19 protein-coding genes are annotated in these 21,251 nt (G+C 43.0%); 6 read left to right on the forward strand and 13 right to left on the reverse strand.

Translation table 11 applies throughout. From position 1 onward, the window contains the following. Positions 1 to 407: 407 nt before the first annotated feature. The gene (locus ACEW9J_RS07655; RefSeq protein WP_373544539.1) at positions 408 to 2,741 is read right to left on the reverse strand and encodes a tetratricopeptide repeat protein; all 2,334 of its coding nucleotides are present in this window, start codon (positions 2,739 to 2,741) and stop codon (positions 408 to 410) included. A 1-nt stretch (position 2,742) separates the two neighbouring features. Here ACEW9J_RS07655 and ACEW9J_RS07660 point away from each other — a divergent pair, with 1 nt between their 5' ends. Beyond that, positions 2,743 to 2,910, forward strand: a complete 168-nt coding sequence (locus tag ACEW9J_RS07660) for a hypothetical protein (protein WP_373544540.1) — start codon at positions 2,743 to 2,745, stop codon at positions 2,908 to 2,910. A 24-nt stretch (positions 2,911 to 2,934) separates the two neighbouring features. On the opposite strand, the gene mtnA is transcribed toward ACEW9J_RS07660, so the two are convergent. After that, on the reverse strand, positions 2,935 to 3,984 hold the full coding sequence (mtnA, locus tag ACEW9J_RS07665; RefSeq protein ID WP_373544541.1) for an S-methyl-5-thioribose-1-phosphate isomerase: 1,050 nt from the start codon (positions 3,982 to 3,984) through the stop codon (positions 2,935 to 2,937). A 297-nt stretch (positions 3,985 to 4,281) separates the two neighbouring features. Here mtnA and ACEW9J_RS07670 point away from each other — a divergent pair, with 297 nt between their 5' ends. The 3 genes from ACEW9J_RS07670 to ACEW9J_RS07680 all read left to right on the forward strand — a co-directional run bounded on the left by ACEW9J_RS07670 (position 4,282) and on the right by ACEW9J_RS07680 (position 8,297). After that, positions 4,282 to 4,821 carry a Uma2 family endonuclease gene (locus tag ACEW9J_RS07670; protein ID WP_373544542.1) on the forward strand — a complete coding sequence of 180 codons (540 nt, stop codon included), beginning with the start codon at positions 4,282 to 4,284 and terminating at the stop codon, positions 4,819 to 4,821. Between the two features lie 285 nt (positions 4,822 to 5,106). Then, positions 5,107 to 7,137, forward strand: a complete 2,031-nt coding sequence (locus ACEW9J_RS07675) for a hypothetical protein (protein WP_373544543.1) — start codon at positions 5,107 to 5,109, stop codon at positions 7,135 to 7,137. Between the two features lie 269 nt (positions 7,138 to 7,406). After that, on the forward strand, positions 7,407 to 8,297 hold the full coding sequence (locus ACEW9J_RS07680) for an alpha/beta fold hydrolase (protein WP_373544544.1): 891 nt from the start codon (positions 7,407 to 7,409) through the stop codon (positions 8,295 to 8,297). A 182-nt stretch (positions 8,298 to 8,479) separates the two neighbouring features. On the opposite strand, the gene ACEW9J_RS07685 is transcribed toward ACEW9J_RS07680, so the two are convergent. The 5 genes from ACEW9J_RS07685 to ACEW9J_RS07705 all read right to left on the reverse strand — a co-directional run bounded on the left by ACEW9J_RS07685 (position 8,480) and on the right by ACEW9J_RS07705 (position 13,557). Next, a complete protein-coding gene (locus ACEW9J_RS07685; protein WP_373544545.1) occupies positions 8,480 to 9,169 on the reverse strand; it encodes a type 1 glutamine amidotransferase domain-containing protein in 690 nt (229 codons plus the stop codon). 19 nt (positions 9,170 to 9,188) lie between these two features. Beyond that, on the reverse strand, positions 9,189 to 9,599 hold the full coding sequence (locus tag ACEW9J_RS07690) for a VOC family protein (RefSeq protein WP_373544546.1): 411 nt from the start codon (positions 9,597 to 9,599) through the stop codon (positions 9,189 to 9,191). 443 nt (positions 9,600 to 10,042) lie between these two features. Beyond that, the gene (locus ACEW9J_RS07695; protein WP_373544547.1) at positions 10,043 to 11,338 is read right to left on the reverse strand and encodes an FAD-dependent oxidoreductase; all 1,296 of its coding nucleotides are present in this window, start codon (positions 11,336 to 11,338) and stop codon (positions 10,043 to 10,045) included. 257 nt (positions 11,339 to 11,595) lie between these two features. Beyond that, positions 11,596 to 13,134, reverse strand: coding sequence for a phytoene desaturase family protein (locus ACEW9J_RS07700; RefSeq protein ID WP_373544548.1), 1,539 nt, complete (start codon positions 13,132 to 13,134; stop codon positions 11,596 to 11,598). A 51-nt stretch (positions 13,135 to 13,185) separates the two neighbouring features. Further along, positions 13,186 to 13,557 carry a hypothetical protein gene (locus tag ACEW9J_RS07705; RefSeq protein WP_373544549.1) on the reverse strand — a complete coding sequence of 124 codons (372 nt, stop codon included), beginning with the start codon at positions 13,555 to 13,557 and terminating at the stop codon, positions 13,186 to 13,188. Between the two features lie 841 nt (positions 13,558 to 14,398). On the opposite strand from ACEW9J_RS07705, the gene bchM reads away from it, so the two are divergent. Continuing rightward, positions 14,399 to 15,094 carry a magnesium protoporphyrin IX methyltransferase gene (bchM, locus tag ACEW9J_RS07710; RefSeq protein WP_373544550.1) on the forward strand — a complete coding sequence of 232 codons (696 nt, stop codon included), beginning with the start codon at positions 14,399 to 14,401 and terminating at the stop codon, positions 15,092 to 15,094. A gap of 130 nt (positions 15,095 to 15,224) precedes the next feature. Next, positions 15,225 to 15,809: a thylakoid membrane photosystem I accumulation factor gene (locus ACEW9J_RS07715; RefSeq protein WP_373544551.1), complete on the forward strand. Its 585-nt coding sequence runs from the start codon at positions 15,225 to 15,227 to the stop codon at positions 15,807 to 15,809. A 75-nt stretch (positions 15,810 to 15,884) separates the two neighbouring features. Here the strand turns inward: ACEW9J_RS07715 and ACEW9J_RS07720 are convergent, their stop codons facing one another. The 6 genes from ACEW9J_RS07720 to ACEW9J_RS07745 all read right to left on the reverse strand — a co-directional run. Beyond that, positions 15,885 to 16,535, reverse strand: coding sequence for a hypothetical protein (locus ACEW9J_RS07720; RefSeq protein WP_373544552.1), 651 nt, complete (start codon positions 16,533 to 16,535; stop codon positions 15,885 to 15,887). Positions 16,536 to 16,637: 102 nt separating this feature from the next. Continuing rightward, the gene (locus ACEW9J_RS07725) at positions 16,638 to 17,018 is read right to left on the reverse strand and encodes a hypothetical protein (protein ID WP_373544553.1); all 381 of its coding nucleotides are present in this window, start codon (positions 17,016 to 17,018) and stop codon (positions 16,638 to 16,640) included. Positions 17,019 to 17,160: 142 nt separating this feature from the next. Continuing rightward, positions 17,161 to 18,351, reverse strand: a complete 1,191-nt coding sequence (locus tag ACEW9J_RS07730) for a glycosyltransferase family 4 protein (RefSeq protein ID WP_373544554.1) — start codon at positions 18,349 to 18,351, stop codon at positions 17,161 to 17,163. A gap of 45 nt (positions 18,352 to 18,396) precedes the next feature. Beyond that, complete coding sequence (locus tag ACEW9J_RS07735; protein ID WP_373544555.1) at positions 18,397 to 19,233, reverse strand: glycosyltransferase; 837 nt, start codon at positions 19,231 to 19,233, stop codon at positions 18,397 to 18,399. A 658-nt stretch (positions 19,234 to 19,891) separates the two neighbouring features. Next, positions 19,892 to 20,230 carry a glycosyltransferase gene (locus ACEW9J_RS07740; protein WP_373544556.1) on the reverse strand — a complete coding sequence of 113 codons (339 nt, stop codon included), beginning with the start codon at positions 20,228 to 20,230 and terminating at the stop codon, positions 19,892 to 19,894. Positions 20,231 to 20,802: 572 nt separating this feature from the next. Next, on the reverse strand, positions 20,803 to 21,251 hold a 449-nt coding region (locus tag ACEW9J_RS07745; RefSeq protein ID WP_373544557.1), incomplete at its 5' end, for a glycosyltransferase.

Below are 21,251 nucleotides of genomic sequence, written 5' to 3' on the forward strand. Positions count from 1 at the left end.
TGACGTTGAAAGGCTCAAAACCCTTGCACTCGATCGCTTGAATCTGGCGATCGAGTGAGAATATTTGCAACAAAACCATTTTTTAGCAAGGAGTTCAGTCTTTAGAACAGCATCAGGGACTAATTCAGCAAGCCCTATTTAGCTCAGTTGTTGCAGTTGTCTCTATTTTATTCGGACAGCAATAAACCGACTTCAGCTAGTTGACTTAATTTTTTCTAGCTATAGTCGCCATATCGGTGAGGACATGTTAGTACAGCTTTAGGCGGACTTTGCATTCCGAGCAGCGATTTGCGGCGCGCGCTCTGGAGGTGTCCTCCAGGTTTAGCGCGACAAGACACAATCGCTGTCCTCATCGCCTTGGCGGTTGCTGTCAATTATCAATTATCAACTATCAATTATCAATTAATTTAACCCCTACCTGCTAACCGATCGAGCATCTGGAGCATCTGCTGATAAGTTTTGCTATCGCCACGATCGAGATAGAGATTGGCAGCATGATGATAATCGCTAATGGCTCCAGGACGATCGCCAAGGCGACTATGAATTTTGCCCCGTTGGTAATAAGCGGGGGCATAATTGGGATCGATATCGATACAGTGACTAAAATCTGCTCGTGCAGCAGACAGATCTCCCAGGCTCTGATAGCTGCATCCTCTGTGATAATAAGCATCGAGAAAATCTGGATTTAAGTCGATCGCGCTGTGATAATCGGCGATCGCATCTCGATATTCGTGACTCATCGATAATACTCGCCCACGTTGATAATATGCCAACATAAATGATGGGTTCAACTCGATCGCGCGATCGAGATCTTCGATCGCTCCTTGAGGATCGCTAATTTCACTGCGGGAGATCGCGCGATTGTAATAAGCGTGGAGATGGTGGGGATCGAAGTAGATCGTCTGGGTATAATCAGCGATCGCCCCACGCCGATCTCCCAAGTACTGACGTGCATTCGCGCGATGGTAATAGGCGTAAAAATATTGAGGATCGAGCGCGAGAGTTTGAGTATAGCTATCGATCGCTGCTTGATGATTGCCGTGCTGACGATGGCAAATCCCACGATTGTAGTAGGCAATTACCAAGTTAGAATCGAGACTGATGGCTCGATCGTAGTCGGCTAGAGCTGTAATTAGATCGCCCTGAATCCGGTACACATTTGCCCGATTGCTGTAGGCGACAGCAAACTCTGGATCTAAGCCAATCGCTTTGCTATATTGGAGGATCGCTAATGCATGTTCCCCCATTTGACAGTAATTATTACCGAGATTGTTATAAACACTGACAAAATTGGGCTGAATTTCGATCGCTTTGGCATAGTCGGCAATTGCGGCGGAAAATTGACCGATATGGGTATAAATAATCGCGCGATTGTTATAACCGATCGCCGAGCGGGAGTCGATTTTCAATACCAGACTAAAATCTGCTAAAGCACCGTCCATATCTCCCAAATGCTGCCGTAAATTGCCCCGATTATTGTAAGCGAGGACTAGTCGCGGATTGATAGCGATCGCCGTAGTATAATCCTCGATCGCTCCTTGAGAGTCTTGGAGCTGCGCTTTTGCCGTACCCCGCATCACATACTCGATCGGATTTGCGGGAGCGGCGAGTAAGTTTTTGCCACGTTCAAAATCAGCACTCGGATCGACGGGATCGTGCCCAAAGCTGTCTGCTAGTCCCCGCCCGATGTAGGCAACTCCTCGATCGGGATCGAGCTGCACTGCTGTCTCAAAATCATCCCAGGAGCCTGGATAATCGCCCAGATAACGGCGAGCATTTCCCCTCCCACAATAGGCATCAACACACTGAGGATCGAGCGACAAAGCCAGATCGTAAGCCGCGATCGCTTGTTGACAATCCCCAACCTCATAGAATCCCGTACCACGATCGACATATAGTCGAACGTGTCGAGCGATCTCCACGCGAGTATCAGCACGCGGCTGATGAACCAGCAGTTGAGGGATCGTACCCACTACCGCCTGCCAAGCGGCGGTTATCGATGGGTAGCGATCTGCTGCGGTAGTAACTAATCGATCGATAATGGCGATTAATTCAGGATGGTTGACTTGAGATGATTTTGACCATTGTGCGTAGTGGCTGGCGGTTAATGGTAGCTCCGATCCTGCAATCCCGATCGCAGCAGCGATGGTAATTTCACCTACCATCCGCAGATCGCGCCAGGGTGGTAGTAGCTCGGCAGGCTGTGGTGGTTGGGGCGCACCAATCGCCATTGGCAAATTAATTAATACTAGTTGGCGATCGGGAGTGCGCCGGACGAGCTGAGACAGTAGTATCGGCGAGTTGCTCATCTCATCTCGATCGAGATCGCGCAAGACTTCCAATAACTCTTTCAGTAACATCACTACTTGCGATTGAGTCCACACTCGTGGTGATAGTTCTTGCTCTAGCGCGACTCCCGCTATAAATTCTCTGACGATGTAAAATGCGTCCGCTTGGGCAAAATACCCATACATCATCGGCAGTCTTTGGCACAGCCGCTCCTGTGGGGAATTAACTCGACGACTCAATGAATATAGACTCTGGGCTGAAAGTACCGCTCGATCCCAGTCAGCACTACCTGGGGCTGGATCGTTTAGCTCATAACGGTGAATTACACACTTGAGTTGGAGGTTGCCAGGAACTCGAAGATCGATCGCTAGATAAGTAGTTACCGATCCCTTCTGTCCTAATTGCTCCAGGATCTGATAACGCTGTTGAAGAGTAGATCCGATCGGATTCACCGTGCGTATACTCCTACTATTCACTTGGATATTATTCAAAGTTTACTACTTACCGATCGCCACTCTGCCGATCTTACACATTAATGAGCCGATTCTCTCAGCAGCACACTTGACAAACTGCTGGAATAATTTACGCCATTTTCTGCTTGACAATCAGGACTCGATCTAGTTTGACCGAGCTGAGAGATCGAGATTAAACAGAAATATGTTTGAGATCGATAATTTCTGCTGGCGAGAATGCGCCAAATTCAGTAATAATTGCCTGAATCAAATGGGCTGGAGTCACATCAAAAGCCGGATTATAAAACTCAACACCAGGGGGACAAATAATAGTTTCACCAATTTGATACAGCTCCGACGGATGGCGTTCCTCGATCGGAATCAAACTACCATCGCTAAGGCTAAAATCAATAGTCGATCGTGGTGCCGCTACAAAAAATGGAATCTGATGGGCTTTGGCGATCAGAGCCAGACTGTAGGTACCAATTTTATTGGCTGTATCGCCATTGGCGGTAATGCGATCGGCACCAACCACCACCGCATCAATTAAGCCCTGTTTCATACAGTGCGCCGCCATACTATCCGCAATTACCGTCACCGGAATTCCCTCTTGGACGCACTCCCAACTGGTAAGTTTCGCCCCTTGCAGTCGCGGACGAGTCTCATCGGCATACAGACGCGCCAATCGCCCCTGCGTCCATGCCGAACGTACCACCCCAAGCGCAGTACCATAACCAGCCGTTGCCAGGGCACCAGCATTGCAATGAGTGAGTAAACATAGCCGCTCTGGACTACTGGGTAATACCATCAACCCGTGAGCACCGATCGCTTGACAAGTTTCGATATCTTCAGCATTGATTTTTTGAGCGGCAATCAGTAATTGCCCACTCATCTCAGCCACACTCCCGCTCCAATTACGGGCGGTATCCTCCATGCGATCGATCGCCCAAAACAAGTTTACCGCCGTCGGGCGCGTCGCTCTGAGCATCCGACCAATCTCGATGAGCTGCATCAAAAATTCGTCCCGATCTGTAGTCCGAATCTCTCTAGCACCCAAATACATCCCATACGCAGCCGCCACCCCAATCGCTGGGGCACCTCTGACAATCATCGTCGATATGGCTTGAGCCATATCTTCCACCCGACTGATTTCTACATGCGTATATTCATTCGGCAACCGATTTTGATCGATCAGCAGGACGCGATTGTCTTGCCAGCGGACGGGATAAACGGGTGTATTCATAATTACGATGCTCTAGGAGAGAGGGTGACGCTAAGGAGTAGTTCAAACCCAAATTTTATCATTGAAGCTGGGGACACGATCGATCTTTAGAGCCAATCCGATCGGCTCCGATCGTCAATCCACATCCACAAACTAACTATGAGCTAAAAAATGATAATTTATTTCTCAAATCGGTACCATAATCCACCCTCTCAAGGTGGGGTATTTAAACCCCTAGGCTGCTTTAAAAGCTTCGATAACAATAGCCGACTCTATCTGAGAATATGTTAAATTAAAGCTACGATTTGATGGTGATACATGATAAACACCTCTACAAAAAAACTTACTAAAGCAGAATTTTGGGCGATCTCAGATGCTACGGATCGGACTTACGAACTAATTGATGGAATTGCCGTTGAGAAAATGTCTCCCAAATACTTTCACTCTCGATCTACTGGTACAATCTTTACGGTTTTAACAGCTTGGGGTAATAGTTTCGGTCGAGTCGGGATTGAATGGGCGGTCGATCTTAGTGATGATTTTACACCAGTACCAGACTTACTTTATGTCTCATTCGACAGGTTGCCATTTACTTGGCAAGAAAATGCCGCTTGTCCCGTCGCACCAGAATTAGTCGTCGAAATTATTTCACCAGGGCAGACTTTCGGACAGATGGCTCAAAAAGCTAGCAGTTATCTCACAGGTGGTGTATTGCGAGTGTGGATAGTAGATCCTAGTGTCCAGAGCTTGACGGTATTTTATCCTGATGCTGCACCGATTACCTATATGGGGGCGCAGATTGTTACCGATTCGATCTTTTCAGATTTAGCGATTGTTACTAGTCAGTTATTTGGTTGATTTGGACGATATCTATACCAATTTTAGCGATCGATCGATTAATTGGAAACCTCAGTTACTGCTCTAATTTTATCCCAATCGATCGACATTATTTTACTAGGTGGATCTACTGTGGTCGATCGATATTATTTTACTAAGTGAATCTACTGTGGTCGATCTCTAGATAAAAGCATAAAATATAAAAGAGTGAATATACACAGACGATCGTGTGCGATCGGTGACACTGAATAGCTGTGTATATTTGAAAGTTATTATCTGTTCGCTGCAAATATAGAGTATCTTCAAATGACATCGAATTATAGCCGTCGTAATTTTTTGCAGCAAATCACGATCGCCACTGCCAGCTTGGTAATTAAAGACTCGATCTTTTCTCTTCCTGCTGGTGCCAATGAAAGTAATAAAGTTGCCGAAAAATATCTAGTTTCGATACCTTTCTTAACTGCAAGAGAAGGAGGCGATCGAGATGTCATGCTGTATTCAGGTATTTCATTTTCTTTAAAAATACCTCAAAGAATTCAAGACAATACAAAGATCGAACAGAATGGAATTGAATTTAATATTCGCACTTTGTATGATACTAACTCAAGAATAGCAGCTAAGATTTATGATGAAATTGACCAGACTCAATTTATATCTACATCGAGTAAAAGTAAATGTAAATCCGTATACGAAGAAATTGAAGATTGTAAAATTGTCAAGGATATACCAACACTAGAACTACTTGATTATCTAGTTTTGACATCTTCCAACCTCAGTCCAGATCTTCGCCAACGCTATGAAATTGCTAGCAATAACTCTCGATGGGTACAAATTAGCCAAGTAATCGATCGAGCAGTAAATAAATCAGATAGCAAACTACTACTCGGTACATTAGAATCGATTAAAGCTGGTCAACCTATTCCTGACTTTAAAGCACTTACACAACTTAATTCGATCGTCCTTGACTCTAATCTATCAGAGGCTTTCAAGCAAACTTACACCTACGGTAGCACCTTGTCCAGAGCAATTACTGTAGATTATCTAATTCTACAATCGATCGACAGTAGCAATAAATTAGACGATGCAGAAAAACAACAGTATTTAGCTACCTATCAACAAGTCAGAGAGGGCAAAAAAGATCTAGATCCTACGATGGGAGCAGCACTCGATCTATTTATCTACACTAGTTCAAACTTGCCCGCTAATGCTCAAGTTGTCTACAAAGAAGCTCGCGAGCAAAGTTTAGCTGGAGATGAGAATTTAGCTAATAATATCCTAATTGCCGTCGATCGAAGTCACGACTTACAACAAGGAATAAGACAAGCTAGTCAAAATGCCTCAGCTCTCGTCCCCAGCACTACAACATTACTTTCTGCGGCGGGTTTAGAAGCCGGAACTGGAGTTTCGATTGCTAGCTTGACTGGAGCCGCAGCCACTAATGCGACTCTAGCTTGGTTGGGTGGTGGCTCTGTCGCCGCAGGTGGGTTAGGGATGTTAGGCGGTTTAGCCGTTGTTACTGGTGGGGCTGCATTAATTGGTGCTGCTGGGGTTGTTTCGTTTGGGTTACTAGCCCAGATGGATGGAGAAGATTTCAAAAATCTCGGTATCGCAATGGGCGGGGGTACAGTTGTCGCTGGTGGGGTAGCTTTTCTGGCGTGGACAGCGGCTACAGCTACAGGGGTAGCAGGTTCTTTATCAGGTGCGGCGGCGATTACTACCACGATGACTGCATTGGGTGGTTTGAGTGTCATGACAGGCGGAACCGCCGCAGTTGCATTGGGGGGAGCCTACGTGATTTGGTCGTTACTCGATCTTAATAAACAAAGAAACCAGGGAGTACTTGAAGAGTTAGAGGCTAAAACATATGTTTTAATAACAGCTCCGCAACCAGAATCTTTAGCTGGATTGATTACTAATAAAATCGATAGTCAATATAAACTAGCTGAAGTATTTATCGCACCTCAATTACCTCTCAATTTACTCGTTAATGCCTATAAAAGCTGGTTAGAACCTGATGATAAGGAGACAGTAGTTGCGTTAATAGATACCAGTATATTGAATGATGCTAAACAAGGGGTAGCTTTTACAAGTCAAAGAATTATTTGGAAGGAAACGTGGCTTCATTATGACTCTTTATCCTATCCAGCCTTAGCTAAAATATTAAACAGTCAAGGACTAGAAATGATCGGCAATGAAGAATCTCGTACGAGTTTAGATAAATTACGCTCGCTCGCAAATTTATTTGCTGATGAAGATGATAAAAATCAGTTTAGTGCTTTTATCCAAAAGTTAGGTAAAGGATACATAGCCCTCACGAACCAAAAGCCATTCGCTTAAATATTAAAGTGAATATTAAATCGCGATTATGTATTAAGTCAAAGCTACCATGTTAGGAATATTGACTCGATCGATCCTGCTATAGCAATCCTACATCAGACTTGGGTATCGATCGTGGTGCGTTAGGCTTCAGCCGTAACGCACCCTACATCAACTCGGAACGAGAGATCTCATGATTCACCATTCACTATTCACCATCGGCAACCGTACCTTTCCTTCTCCAAAAATTTTTACTAAGATCGAGTAGTAGCCATACTCCCACATTATTCATGACCGCGACACCATCCCTGACATCCATCCGTAGCACCAACAAACGCACCTGGAACTGGCGCGGACACCAGATTAAATATACAGTTACAGGTGAGGGTCAGCCGCTGTTTCTCATTCATGGCTTTGGTGCGTCGATCGATCATTGGCGCAAGAATATCCCCGTATTCGCTGCGGGTGGCTATCAGGTATATGCGATCGATCTATTGGGATTTGGTGGCTCTGATAAAGCTCTCATCGACTACAGTATGGAACTGTGGGAGGAATTGGTCGTAGACTTCTGGCATGAGTATATCAACCAACCGACGGTATTTGTCGGTAACTCGATCGGTGCTTTACTCAGTCTAATGTTGGTAGCACATCACCCCGAAATTAGTGCGGGTGGAATATTGATTAATTGTGCGGGTGGATTGAATCATCGCCCTGATGAACTGAATTTCCTGCTACGGAACGTGATGGGCATCTTTACCAACATTGTCGCATCCCCAGCCTTCGGTAAATTTATCTTCGATCGAGTCCGCCAGAAATCCCGCATCCGCAGTAGTCTCTATCAGGTCTATCCGCGCCGCGAAGCCGTCACCGACGAACTAATCGACATTATTTATGAACCTGCTTGCGACCCAGGCGCACAAGCGGTTTTTGCCTCAATTCTCAGCGCACCCCCAGGGCCGACTCCAGAGTCGTTATTGCCTCAAGTCACCAAACCGCTGCTAGTATTATGGGGCGAAAACGACCCCTGGACACCGATTAAAGGAGCCACTGTCTATCGAGAACTCGCCACCACAGGCAAACCCATTCGAGTCGTTTCTATCCCCAATGCAGGGCACTGTCCCCATGATGAGTATCCAGAAATTGTCAATCCAGCGATCTTGGAGTGGTTGCAGTCGCATTAATCTCGATTAGAAATCTTAGTTGGTCCCGCAGATTATTTGCTTAGATAAAACTCACATCTTGCATCAAAACATAACAACTGATGAACATAACTTGAGAACTTACCTATCGGTACCAAAAATCATCCACTATTCACTAAACACCTAAGACTGCACTGATGGTGGCTTGGCATGGTACCAAAATATTAGGGAGTAGCGATCGAAAGCCGATAGAGCAGTTCCTTGGCGGCTAACTCAGAAGATGCTGGGTTTTGCCCAGTAATCAGTAGCCCATCTTTGAGAACATAGGGCTGCCAGTCTGCTACTTTGGCATAATTTCCCCCATTCATGCGGAGCATGTCTTCGACCAGAAAAGGGACAATCTCGGTCAATCCAGCCGCCTGCTCCTCGGTATTGGTAAAGCCTGTGACTGCTTTACCTTGCACCACAGGATCGCCGTTGGCTGCTTTGACATGACGCAGCACTCCTGGCGCGTGACAAACTAAAGCGATCGGTTTACCTGCTGCTAGTGTGGCTTCAATTAAGGCGATCGAGGATTTATCTTCAGCCAAGTCCCAGAGCGGGCCATGTCCACCAGGATAAAATACCGCATCGAAATCGCCAGCAGCAATCTCGCTCAATTTCAGCGTATGTGCGAGAACGTCTTGAGTGGCGGGATCTGTCTTAAAACGTTGTGTGTCTTTTGTCTGAGCATCTGGGGTATCGCTCTTGGGATCGAGCGGCGGCGGCCCACCCAGCGGTGAAGCTAGGCTAATAACTGCCCCAGCATCTTTAAACGCATAATAGGGCGCAGCGAATTCTTCGAGCCAGAAACCAGTTTTTTTGCCCGTATTACCAAGTTTATCGTGTGATGTCAGTACCATTAGTATGTTCATTTTGGCTCCTTAATGCTAATTAACTTAGGAATTGTTCGAGTTCGATTAAATTACCGTCTGGATCCCGAAAACAGGCGGTGAGAATGCCACCAGCCAGCCCGTCGTCTTCAGGACGTTGCCAAGGATTGCTCACCATCCGAATACCTTTGGACTGCAACTGGGCGATTGCTTCATCCAAATTTGGCACGGCAAAAGTTAAGGCGATCTTGGCATCATCAGGATTGTAGGTTAAATTCTCAATCGGGTCGATGTAATCTTTCAACCTCGCTCGATTGAGCAGCGTAATTTTAGTTTCGCCTGCATCCAGCTCGGCATATTCTTCGGCATCGTTAGCAGAGGAGACTTTAAAGCCTAAAACGTTTTGGTAGAACAGCTTGCAGGCTACATAGTCTTGGACATTCAATCTCGTATAGACATATTTAAGATTCATGTATTTCCTCTAGATTCCGATCGATTGAGACTGGGCATGAGGCGTGGGTAGTTCGATTCGTTCGAGGCGATCGATTCCGAAACCGTTTTTGGAGCGCAATAACTTTGATAGTTATCGATCTACTCAAGGTCTAAATATAAGATTGTATGCTCGACAAAATTTTAGCCCTACTCTTGGGTGATTAATATCTAATTTAATTTGAGCAAGTAATTACTCCAATTAGCATACATGAAACAGTTCGATGAATAAATCACTCAATGGATAGACTTCAAGCTAGATCTTCTCAAGATCGTAGTTTCACGGGCAACGCTTGTGAAGCTCTGTCGAAGGGTAGCCTCTCCCTCAGGAGAATCGAGCGAAAATGTACTAATAATACTGACAGGATCGATCGATCTATATGGAGTCGATCGGCTCGGTAATAAAAGCTAGAACTGCTGACACTACTAGCTTTTATCTAAGCTAATTGCTATCCTGGTCGTCGAAATTAGCTCCCGTTTGGGTTCGAGCGAAGAAATAGGCTCTAGGCTCGATCCAATTAGTCGAGCGACTCGAACAGCGGAGGAGATCGCTCCACCATGCAAGCCATCGCCAAGATAGGCTCCCGCATGGTAGGTATTGTTCTCGCCGTTAGTAGCCACCACCTCATCTCGATAGCGGAAGGATTCAGTGGTATAAAGCGGGGTATGGTGTGTTTGGATATGAACGATCCGATCGCGATCGATTAGCTCTTCTAGTTGATAGGATAGGAAATAATGTGGTGGCGATGGGATGTCGCCAAGCTGATTGAGATATCCGTTATATCCCCATTGAGCCTGTGTCTGGAAGAAATCAAATTCTGATGGTGTATGGATGCCATAGCGATCGTACATAGCATCATCATTGTGAACGATGCTAGTGACGTGATTGGCTTTCCATGCCGAAAACCGTTTGATTTCAGCAGCCGTCGGATCGGCTAAAAGTGCTATTACTTGGTCTGGTGGTGTCGCAAATACGACTCGATCGAATTCCTGTTCGCCTGTAGAGTGGGCAATTTTGACAGCATCGGGACTTCTGACAATGCGATCGATTTCGACATTGAGCAGCACATCACCCCTAAATTTACTCAGAATTTTTTTGATGTAAGTATACACGCCGCCTTTAACTCTCACCCAGTTGACGGCAATATAGGCGCGTAACATCGGAATCGCCAGCTCTGCGGGGAAATCATCAATCAGTTCAAATGGGATTGAATAGCTATACATCACCATCAATTTGAGCCAGGTATTGCGAGTACATGGGCTGCTGAGGTATGCCGATAGCGGTCGATTGGCGAAAGCTCTGCTGTCAGCAAATTGGGTTTTTAGCCATAGTCCTGCGGAGCGAGCATACAGGGTATCGAGGCGTAAATGTTTGATGATGCGTTGGATGCCGATGACGTTATTATCGATCGCCACTCCTGACAATAAGCTACTACCATCTTTAAAAAACATTGCTGAACCGATACTGACGGGTTCTAGTTCTACCTCTAGCTCTTGCATCAAGGCAATGAAGTCTGTAAATGCCGTCGGAAATTCGAGGACGCCACTTTCCAAAATTTCAGCGCAGTCTGACTGGTTCGGTTGGACATTTTTGTTGAGTGTCCGAATATGTCCGCCGAGGATGGGTTGTCGTTCAAATACAGTGACGTGATGCCCTTGTCGATCGAGTAGGTAAGCAGTAGCCATTCCACTGGCTCCACCGCCAATCACAGCGATTTTCATATTAATCCTCTCAATTAATTATTGATGGAACTTATTACTTATTAACGTATAAAAATATTAGCGATTGGCAGAGATCCAGGGCACCCCTACAGGTTAATTGTGTAGGGGTGCCCTGTCTTGTCGTTTTTTTATGCGGGGGGAACCCCCGCATAAAAACGCCGCTTCATGGGTACCCTTAGATCTCTGCTGTTATCTAGTCCTGAGGTATTGGTGCAAGATGTGAGTTTATTACTTATTACTCGATCGACTTGTCTTCCTCAGCCGCTGCCTAAAATTACATCTCCAGATAATCGCTGATAGAGTAGTGCCCCCGTCCAAATCGTCGGCGCAAAGCCTGGATAGCCAGACGAAGCATTGCAAAAATAAAACCGCTCCAGTGAAGTCTGATGATTTAGTCGTCCCAAACCCATGTTGCTGGGGGTGAGAATGGAGCCATAGGAATTCCCCTCAGGACACCAGCAATAACGCTCGTTAGTGGTGGGGCTACCTGTAATATCAAAGACCATGTGCTTTCTAAAATTCGGTACATAGTGCTTTTCGACGATATCTAGGATGGTATCTAAAATCTCTTGTTTTTTCTGCCTGTAAGCTTTGGGATCGCGATCGCGGAGTTGCTTGAAGTAGTCATAATTAGCAACAGTCAGAAATTCGACAATCTGGCAGTCTTCGGGACAGTCTCGACTGGCGGATGTCATCAGCGTGGGTGTGGTGATGGCAAAACTCGGGTTGGAGTAGTCCTGGCGATCGTACATCTGCGCGAAGGCTTCATTGAGATTTTGATGTCCGGTATGAAAGAGATTCCACTTCCCAAATCCATAGTCGCGCAGGTCGAGATCTTTGACGACACAATAGACCATGTAGTTGGATGCCGAATATTCATAGTCGAGTTTTCGGCGCACAGTTTTGGAAAACTTTTCCTCACCAATCATCTTGGCTGCTCTTTGAGGGTCGATATTACAAATTACTGTATCGCCTGTAAATTCCGCTGTTTGATGGGTGATGAGGTTCATGGCTTCAACTCCCGTCACCGTTTTGTCTGTAAGTCGAAAATTGGTGACTTCCTGGTTTAGTAATACCTGTCCCCCATGTGATTCGATGACTTTGACCAACGAATTAATCACATCCTCAAAGTGTTGGGTGGGATAAAATGCCCCAGCTTGATAGCCTCGGAATAGTGCGACCCAAGCAAAGAAGGAGAGCCGATCTGGTGGCAGTAAAAAGTCCAACCATTGCAGAGCTAAAAGGGTCTGCGCGGCTTGCGGCAACCGAAATTTGTCAAATACGTCCTGAAGGGTGTTGTTGAGATTTTGGACGGTAGAGAAGGCTGCCTGGGGATGTTTGAGTACTTCGATAGGATCGATCGGCGGCGCGAGTATTTTCATACCTGCACCAGTTTTCTCGACTTCATTTACAAATTGCCGAATACCCTGAGCATGTTCTGGAAATAGGTTTGACAATCGCTGAATTAGTTCTTCTGGCTCTGAGGGAATATCGATCGCATATCCGGGCATCCGCATGTGGTCGAAACCATCGGGGTCGTAACGCTCGAACGTGACGTCTTTTTCCAAGCCCAGTTTTTTGAGGACGCGATTGACAGTTTGCCCTTCACCGCAGTCCCAAACATAGTGGAATTGGGCATTGAACGTATACTTTTTCGCCATCGTAAATGTATGACCAAAGCCACCTGGATGCTCGTGAGCTTCGAGGACTTGCACTGTCTTTCCAGAGTGTGCCATCAGCGCACCAAAGGTCAATGCTGATAAACCACTACCGACGATCAGATAATCTGGCTTCATAAAAGGGTTCCTGGCATAATAAATATGATTAAATTGTTATTTATAGGTAATTTATTTATTAAAAAAGCTGTAAAGGCTCTGCAGTATGCCTTTGATTTTGCCGAGCCATTTTGCTTGGCTCTTTAGTCGGCAATCTCGGCAATTAATTGCTTGTGCTGTCAAGACTGTGGTGGGATGAAGAGTACATTTTAAATAGTGATTATCGCTAAAAAATTCGCAGCGACGGCACATAATTTCTTGAGACTGTTTTAATGCTAACGCTCGATCGCTTCGTTTGAAAATATAAGCATAAATCGCAACACCAATCGCTGAGACTACCATTAGGCTGGTAAACGAGAAAGCTGGTACCGATAAGGTTTCAATTTCCCGCTGGCTGGGAGCGATCGAATTAGATGACTGAGTTACTACCAGTTTTGCTTCCATTTGCGTGTCCTCTAGCTATGTTTTCATGGATATCAAAGCTATTTATGGATCGGGATACTTGCTGATTAATTACTGTGGTGTTAAATTTTTAGTTGAGCCAGTTATTCAGGTGTACTTCAAATCCTATTCTAAATACATCAATCAATAGATAGATCTCTGGAGCTAATATTTCACATGTATTCTCTATCGATCGAAATAGAGCGAACTTAAAAATATCGATTTCTGGCGACGCCGATAGTCGAGCTACCTACATTCAAAATGGTTGAAACCACTCCTCTGCAAGGCAGACGCTACGCGAACGGAGTGCAAAGTCCGGTTGTTGCCGCTCGCGGCAAAAGCCTGCCTACGCGGACTAATAAACTATAGCGATCCTTAATCAAATCCTTGGGTATCGATTGTGGTGCTCATGCGGCAGCAGCCTAACACACCCTACATCAACCTAGCTTTGATAGTCGCGTAGGCGGACTGGGCATCATCAGCCACGATTTGCGGCTCGCGCTCCGTCTACGACACGCCTCGCTTCGTATCTCCTACGGAGCAACTGAGCCGACGTAAACGTCGTCTAATGGATGAAAGAAACTATGGTTGGGTGTGCCTTAGTTTCATTCTTCAACCCAACCTACAGATCCTTGCTGTGAGCTAATTCTAGGTTAAGTTCCTTAGAGGAGGCTTCGCCAACGTCTACGGGTTCCCCGAGGGTTTAGCGAGACAAGACACAATCGTAGGCATTATATCGGTAGCTTAACCCAGGATTTTTCGACCTCTCGACCCTACCCGACACCCCCGATCGCCTGCTATAGTTGTCTACCGATAGCCATAATTTTTTGACACCTGAATTTCGATGGATGTAGTAGACGACAAGGCAATAGTTAAAGAATATTTTAACAATACGGGATTCGATCGTTGGAAGCGGATTTATGGCGATGGTGAAGTAAATAAGATCCAGCTTGATGTCCGCATCGGGCATCAACAGACGGTGGACACCTTGTTAGAGTGGTTGGAAGCAGATCGTAACCTAGATGGCTTATCCATCTGTGACGCAGGCTGTGGGGTGGGGAGTTTGAGCATTCCGCTGGCGACTGCTGGTGCGATCGTTAGTGCGAGTGATATTTCTGAGAAAATGGTTGGGGAAGCTAAAGAACGCGCGGCTGAAGTGCTGGGCAATAATGATAATCCCAGCTTTAGCGTTCAAGATCTCGAAAGCCTTAGTGGTAGTTACGATACAGTTGTCTGTCTGGATGTGTTGATTCACTACCCCCAATCCAAAGCTGCTGAAATGATTGCTCACCTCGCATCGACAGCCCAATCGCGGCTGATTCTCAGTTTTGCACCCAAAACTCCTTGGCTATCGGTACTCAAAAAGATTGGTAGTTTCTTTCCTGGCGCAAGCAAAGCTACCCGCTCTTATCTCCACCGTGAAGTAGATGTGACGCAGATTTTGGAAGCGCAGGGCTTTACCATCAAGCGTTCGGCAATTAGTAAAAGAAGTGTCTATTTCTCGCGGATGTTAGAAGCCGTGAGATCGGTTGATAGTTGAGAGTAGGAGGAGGATTTATCCGAGCTAGAATTTAGGTTGAAATACCTCCTATGCTCATTCTAAGTTCGATCGTCTCGATCGCTTTAGATTTGATTTTAACAACTATATTTAACTAAATTATCCGTCAAAAATGCTATCTAATTACTTTAAATCTGTGTGGCGATCGTTAGTAACTGCAATCTTAATTTTTGTTTGTTCGTGGGGATTATTAGATCCAGCTCTAGCCGGAATTGATGACGATCGATATGATGGTAATGTTTTTGTGCTGTATGCTGGCAACGGTTCGCTCGTACCAGCAAAAATTTCGTTAGCCGACTCTTTGAAAGCTAATAAACCAGCGATGTTAGTTTTTTATGTCGATGATAGTAGTGACTGTAAGAAATATTCAACTGTTATCTCTCAACTTCAGGCTTACTATGGCAAAGCAGCTAGTTTTATTCCCGTAACTGTAGATAGTCTGGCACTCGATGATAAATCATCAACCGCACATCGTCAGTATTCAAGCACGGAAGCAGGATACTATTATGGTGGTACAGTTCCCCAAACTGTGATCTTTGATAAGCAGGGTAAAATTCGACTCGATCGAGCGGGTCAAATGTCATTTGAAAAAGTGGATGATACCTTACGGGAAGTCTTCGATCTTTTACCACGGAAGGACTCAGTTGAACTCAAAAGACGCAGTTTTAATGAGTTTAATAGCGAACTAGCAAAATAAACGTCGATCGCATCTGAGCCAGTATAAATTCGATCGACATGTAAGTAATAGCGGCAGCGGCTAAAGCATCTTGTCCTAATCAATTTTACAGATTAGGACTTCATATGGTTTCAAGAGAGTGCTAAAGCTTGCATCAGTAGATAGTCTTATCTTAGTTTTAGATCGATCGGTAGTGACTTTTTTACCAGCAAACTTCCGATCGAACTTCACCGTTAGCGTAGTTTGAACCCGATCGTGATTAATGGCGATCGCTAGATATTTTTTTGTATTAGGAATAGAAAATAACTTTACTTCTACATCTAAATTACTGACTCTCAACGTACTGCTGAGATCCTTGCCTTTAATAATGGCAGGTATATATTTCCTAGATTCTATAATAGTAGGATAAAGTGTGGACTCATTCCATGAATTTACCGACAACTCATACATCCAAAATAGTAAACCATCAGATCCTGCCAAAACTGACAAGTAGAACATACAGCGAAGTTCACCAATACTTGGTAGTCGTTTTGTTGACTGTTTTTCATTAGATGCTTGCAAGACATTGTAAAATTTCTGCTTGTGAAGATCGGCGAGCGAAAGAACTTTGTAGGAATCTCTTCGGTAAGCTAGAACCCATTGAAATTCTGGCTCCCCCCTCAAACAAGGATATCGATCCCACATCACTATATCCATTGCATTCACAAAAGGCTCTATTTTATAAGGATCGGCAAAAACTAATGCCACTGGCTTAGATTTATCTTCATCCTTGATGGCTTTGGATACTTGTTCTAAGAATTGTGGCGATAATGGAGTAGGTTTTTTAATTTCTGGTTCGTCATAAAGATATCAAGCATATACAGCAGGATGATTTTTATAAGTGCAAACAAAGTCTTTTATGGCTGCAATATTCCCTGATTCGACTAAAGGTCGATGAATCTCCAATAAAACTTTTACGCCGACTTTATTAGATTTATCCAGAAATAATTGAATATCTTCCTTTTTTACGTCTCCGACATAAGGCATTAACAAGTTAATACCTTTAGCATACACTTTCGCAGCAAGGGATGAATTTTTCATCCGATCGTACCAACCCACCCAAAAAGGTAAACTTCGCTGGCGATCGATACTTATATATTTTTTTTGTGCTAGACTACTGCCGATACTACCGATCTTCGATAAAAATAAGCCAGTAATCAAGCCAAAAAGTTTACGTCTATCGAACTTCATACTTATAATAAAGTGATTTTTGATTCAAATACGATCGAACTTATCATCGGTAAAATTATTGAGATGCCAACATCAAATCCTTCAAAAGGAGCGACTAATACGCCGCAGATGGTAGATATTAGCTAAAAATTGTGTATTTAAATCATCGATCGCCAATAACATTTTTGTAAATTGATTCTATTTTGGTCGATGCACTCGACCAACTATGGTTTGATTCAACTAATTTACGTCCATTAGCTCCTATTTCTTTTCTTTTGTCTTCGTCTTGAATTAAGCTAGTCACAGCAGCAACAAATTCATCTACAGTATCAGCAACCATGACACTTTGACCATCAATAGCTTCAATTACACCTAGTCCTAGTGTTGTCGTGACGATTGGCAAACCACAGCCCATCGCTTCCAAAATTTTAACTTGCATCCCAGAGCCTGACTGCATGGGAACTATGGCAATATCTGCTTGGGAGATAGTGTCTATCATTGACTCGACGTAACCAGAGATCTCGATGTTACGAGCATTACCTAGATTAATGATTTCTGCTGTAGCATCAGCTCCAGCTACGATAAATTTGGTGGTTGGAAAAGCTTGATGTATCCGATCCCAACAGTTATTTACAAACCATAGCACAGCACAAATATTAGGATCGTAAGCCATTCGACCAGAGAAGATTATTTTAACTATAGACTTACTTCGAGTGGTTGTAGATGGTTTAAAAGTATTGGTATTTATGACAACTGGAATAATTTCTATTTTTTGTGAAGTGCCGATAAAGTCTGCATCCTTTCTAGAAACCAGAATAGATTTCCGAAATCGATCGATTATATTAATTTCATAATCAGTCACCCTATTTAGTTCCATCTTTAAGATTAGCTTCATAATGATATTTTGCTCCACGGCAATTCTTGAGCTAAAATTGAGCTGCATTGAATCTATTAATTCAATAATTTTTGTAATATTTTCAGGTACTTGGTAATCAGCAACTCTCAATAAAAAATAATGAGCTAGCTCGAAATCTTGGCGAGAAGTTAGCTCATCCAATTTTAACTGCAACTGTTTTGATTTATAGTAAACAACCTGAAAAGGCGTATCTCGATCGAATAGGCACATCACACAATTGAGTAATGATTTCCACTTAGGTAAATAAATAGGATAAATTTCCTCACAAAAGCCTGAAAGGATCTTAATATTCTCTAACTCTGCCTGTGACTGATAGAAAGTCACTAGAGTAATAGCATATTTTGTACTTAGGCTTTGCAAGCGATGATAACAAATTATTCTATCTCCCTGCATGAGGAGGAAAGGTATTCTAGGAGCAATAAATAACACACGGCGCATAAGCTGTAACTAAATTGAGGTAATATAATTTTCTTGATAAAATAATTAATTAGTAGATGACTGGATGATATTAGTTATTGATTTTGATAAATAGAGTTCTGAGAAATTATTTTGAAAATATTCGATCGCCTTCCAATATCGCTGCTCATAATCAATCCAATCCATATTGAATAAATTATCGACACATTTTGATATAGAATCTTCATTGCTGAAATCGATGATAAATACAAAGTCTAGCCCTTTAAGAGTGGAGAATACTGGGATATCATTGACAATCAAGATCTTACCATGACTTAATGCTTCGGCAATAACTCCACTCTGAGTTGAAAAAAAGTAAGGAACCACAATAAAGTGTGTCATTCCAAATAAAAATCTTTTACCACTATCCGTCATGTATCCAGGAAATGTAGTTACGATCTCCTCATTATATTCAACATTCACATCTCGATCGCGACCAGCCCGAATGAATCTAGTTTTTCCTGAATACTGTCGATCGGTAATATTAGCTGGCAATACGAAGCCTTGGGGGTTTTTATCTTTAGCAGCAGTACCAAGTAATGAAAAAGTTTTCAGCCGATTCCAATTATTTTTTAGTTCGATTAAATTATCAGCTAGTATCTGCTCTGGAATAGAAACAAAACTTAGATTCACGCGCTCAAACTTACTAGGATCGAGAAAGGTTTTAGCTTTATTTAAAGCCTCATTGCTCGGCAATAAAATCCGATCGGCAAAATTACCCAGTAGTAAATTATATAAATAGATTAAATTTGCATCGATCGGATTAACTCTACCCTTTTCATATCGAGGCTCGTGCATCAAATAATATACAATCGCCTGCTTGGAAAATATTTTGGATAGTAGCTTGAGTACGATCGTCAGCAATAGATAATCTAATTGAATTGATAAAACGAATAGTGATATGCTCTCTCCTTTTGTTAATCTACTAGCTTTTTTAATTAAGTCTATAATTATTCTCCAAGTTATATGACTTATCTTTATCGATCGATAGCAACTGATATCAGTAGATAATTTCAATGCTTTATCCAAAGAGTCTGAGGTATGTCTTAAATTATTGTTTTTAGGTACAAATATATATATTAAGTGCATGTTAAATATTACAAATTTTAGCTTTAAATGGCGAGTCGATTTTTAGACGACTCTTGGCAAGTATGAGCAAATTGATCATCCTAATCAGAGCTAATTCATATATGCCTGTAGCGTACTTAATTCGGATCCGTGACTGTTCTTCAATTCGTTTGCTTGTCTGACTAGAGACTCCACCTGGTTCTCGATTCGATATAACAAATGGCAGATAAAATATTGGAATATCCTTGAGCATTCTCAGAAATAACTCGTAGTCCATAGAAGTTTTTATGGATTCTTCATAGCTATACTTTTTATGTAATGATGTTTCGCAGAAAAATCCCTGATGCGGTAAAAACATAAAGTATTTCAGAAAAATTGAAGAAAGTTGCAGGGGACAATAGAAGATCGGTTCTCCCACCAAACTTGTAGTAACAGTTGTGCCAATAGCACATTGTCATTTATGAGTTAGATAGCTTTCAACAATTTCAGAAACAACGTTATTAGCAAAAAAAATATCACCAGAATTCAAGAAGAAGATTAGATCGCCATTACTTTTTTCTAAGCCTTTATTAAAAGCACTAGATATACCCCGATCTGGTTCCGAGATATAAGTATATTGCTTGGAATGAGAATATAACTCTAAGAGATCTTTACTTCCATCGTTAGAATCTCCATCGATAATAATATGTTCTATCTCCAGATAGTCTTGATCCTTGACTGATTCCAATGTTTTGAATAAACTTTGATAATTATTTCTTGAAATCGTAACGATTGAGACTAAACAATTTCTCATGAAGTACTAGGCTAATAATAAAAATAGAATAGTTTTTAAAATTTATTGAAATCTATTAATGTAGTATTTTTAGATAAGTCTAAGTCCGCTAACCAAGCATTTGAAGAAAAACTCGATGTAGCCAGTGATTGGTGAGATGCTCCCGTGATTGGTGTTGTCAATGTTTCTCTTCCCCAAAAAGTCAGATAATTTTCAACCTGATATGAAGTAATGAGATTATTAAAAAAGTAGATTAATCTCAATAAAATAGATAAGCAGAGGATATAAGTGTAGATATTTGCTTGCCCGTCAAGCTTGCCTGACTTTAGCGGGAGTATGTAAAAGAACCCAGGTAAACAAAAAAAGATTACGGAAATTCTTAAATTGAAACCAGATATGAACGAACCAATATACAAAGCAAAAACAACAATGAGCAAGATTAGCCATCTGAAAAATGTTGGATCAGCTTTTCGATAATCAGTACCAATAGTGCAAGGGTTTTGAGCCTTTCAACGTCAAAACCTTGCACTTAATTTCTAGAAAAAGGCTCAAAACCCTTGCAGTGATTGGCTTGCTGAGATCTTCAGCAAGCCCTAAATATCTGGTGTAATGAATGGTTGTTGTTCGAGCACCCACTCAATCCCTCTTGCCAAATCTTTAACATCATCAGGTAGTGCTAAATAACCAGAAACTTGATGCTGAATCAGATCTGGCATCCCGCCAATTTTAAAAGCAACAGTTGGTGTACCACAGGCGATCGCCTCCACGACAGTATTGGGGAGATTATCTTGTCGAGAGGGTGCAACAAAGACATCCACCGCAGAATATAGTAGAGCTAAAGAAATTTCATCATGAAGATGACCCATATACCGAATTGGAAACCCCAATTCTGGCACTCGAAGCAGGGTGGTTTCATACAAGGAAAGAAAAAGCAGTATCAACTTGATTAGCCCATAAACGCAAAGCTTGTGGGACAGTCCGAATGCCAGCGCGACGAACCAAAGTGACAATCCAAGTAAAGAAAATAGCCCAATTAACAGGA

This window comes from Chamaesiphon sp., from assembly GCF_041737865.1.
In the GTDB taxonomy this organism is placed as follows: domain Bacteria; phylum Cyanobacteriota; class Cyanobacteriia; order Cyanobacteriales; family Chamaesiphonaceae; genus Chamaesiphon.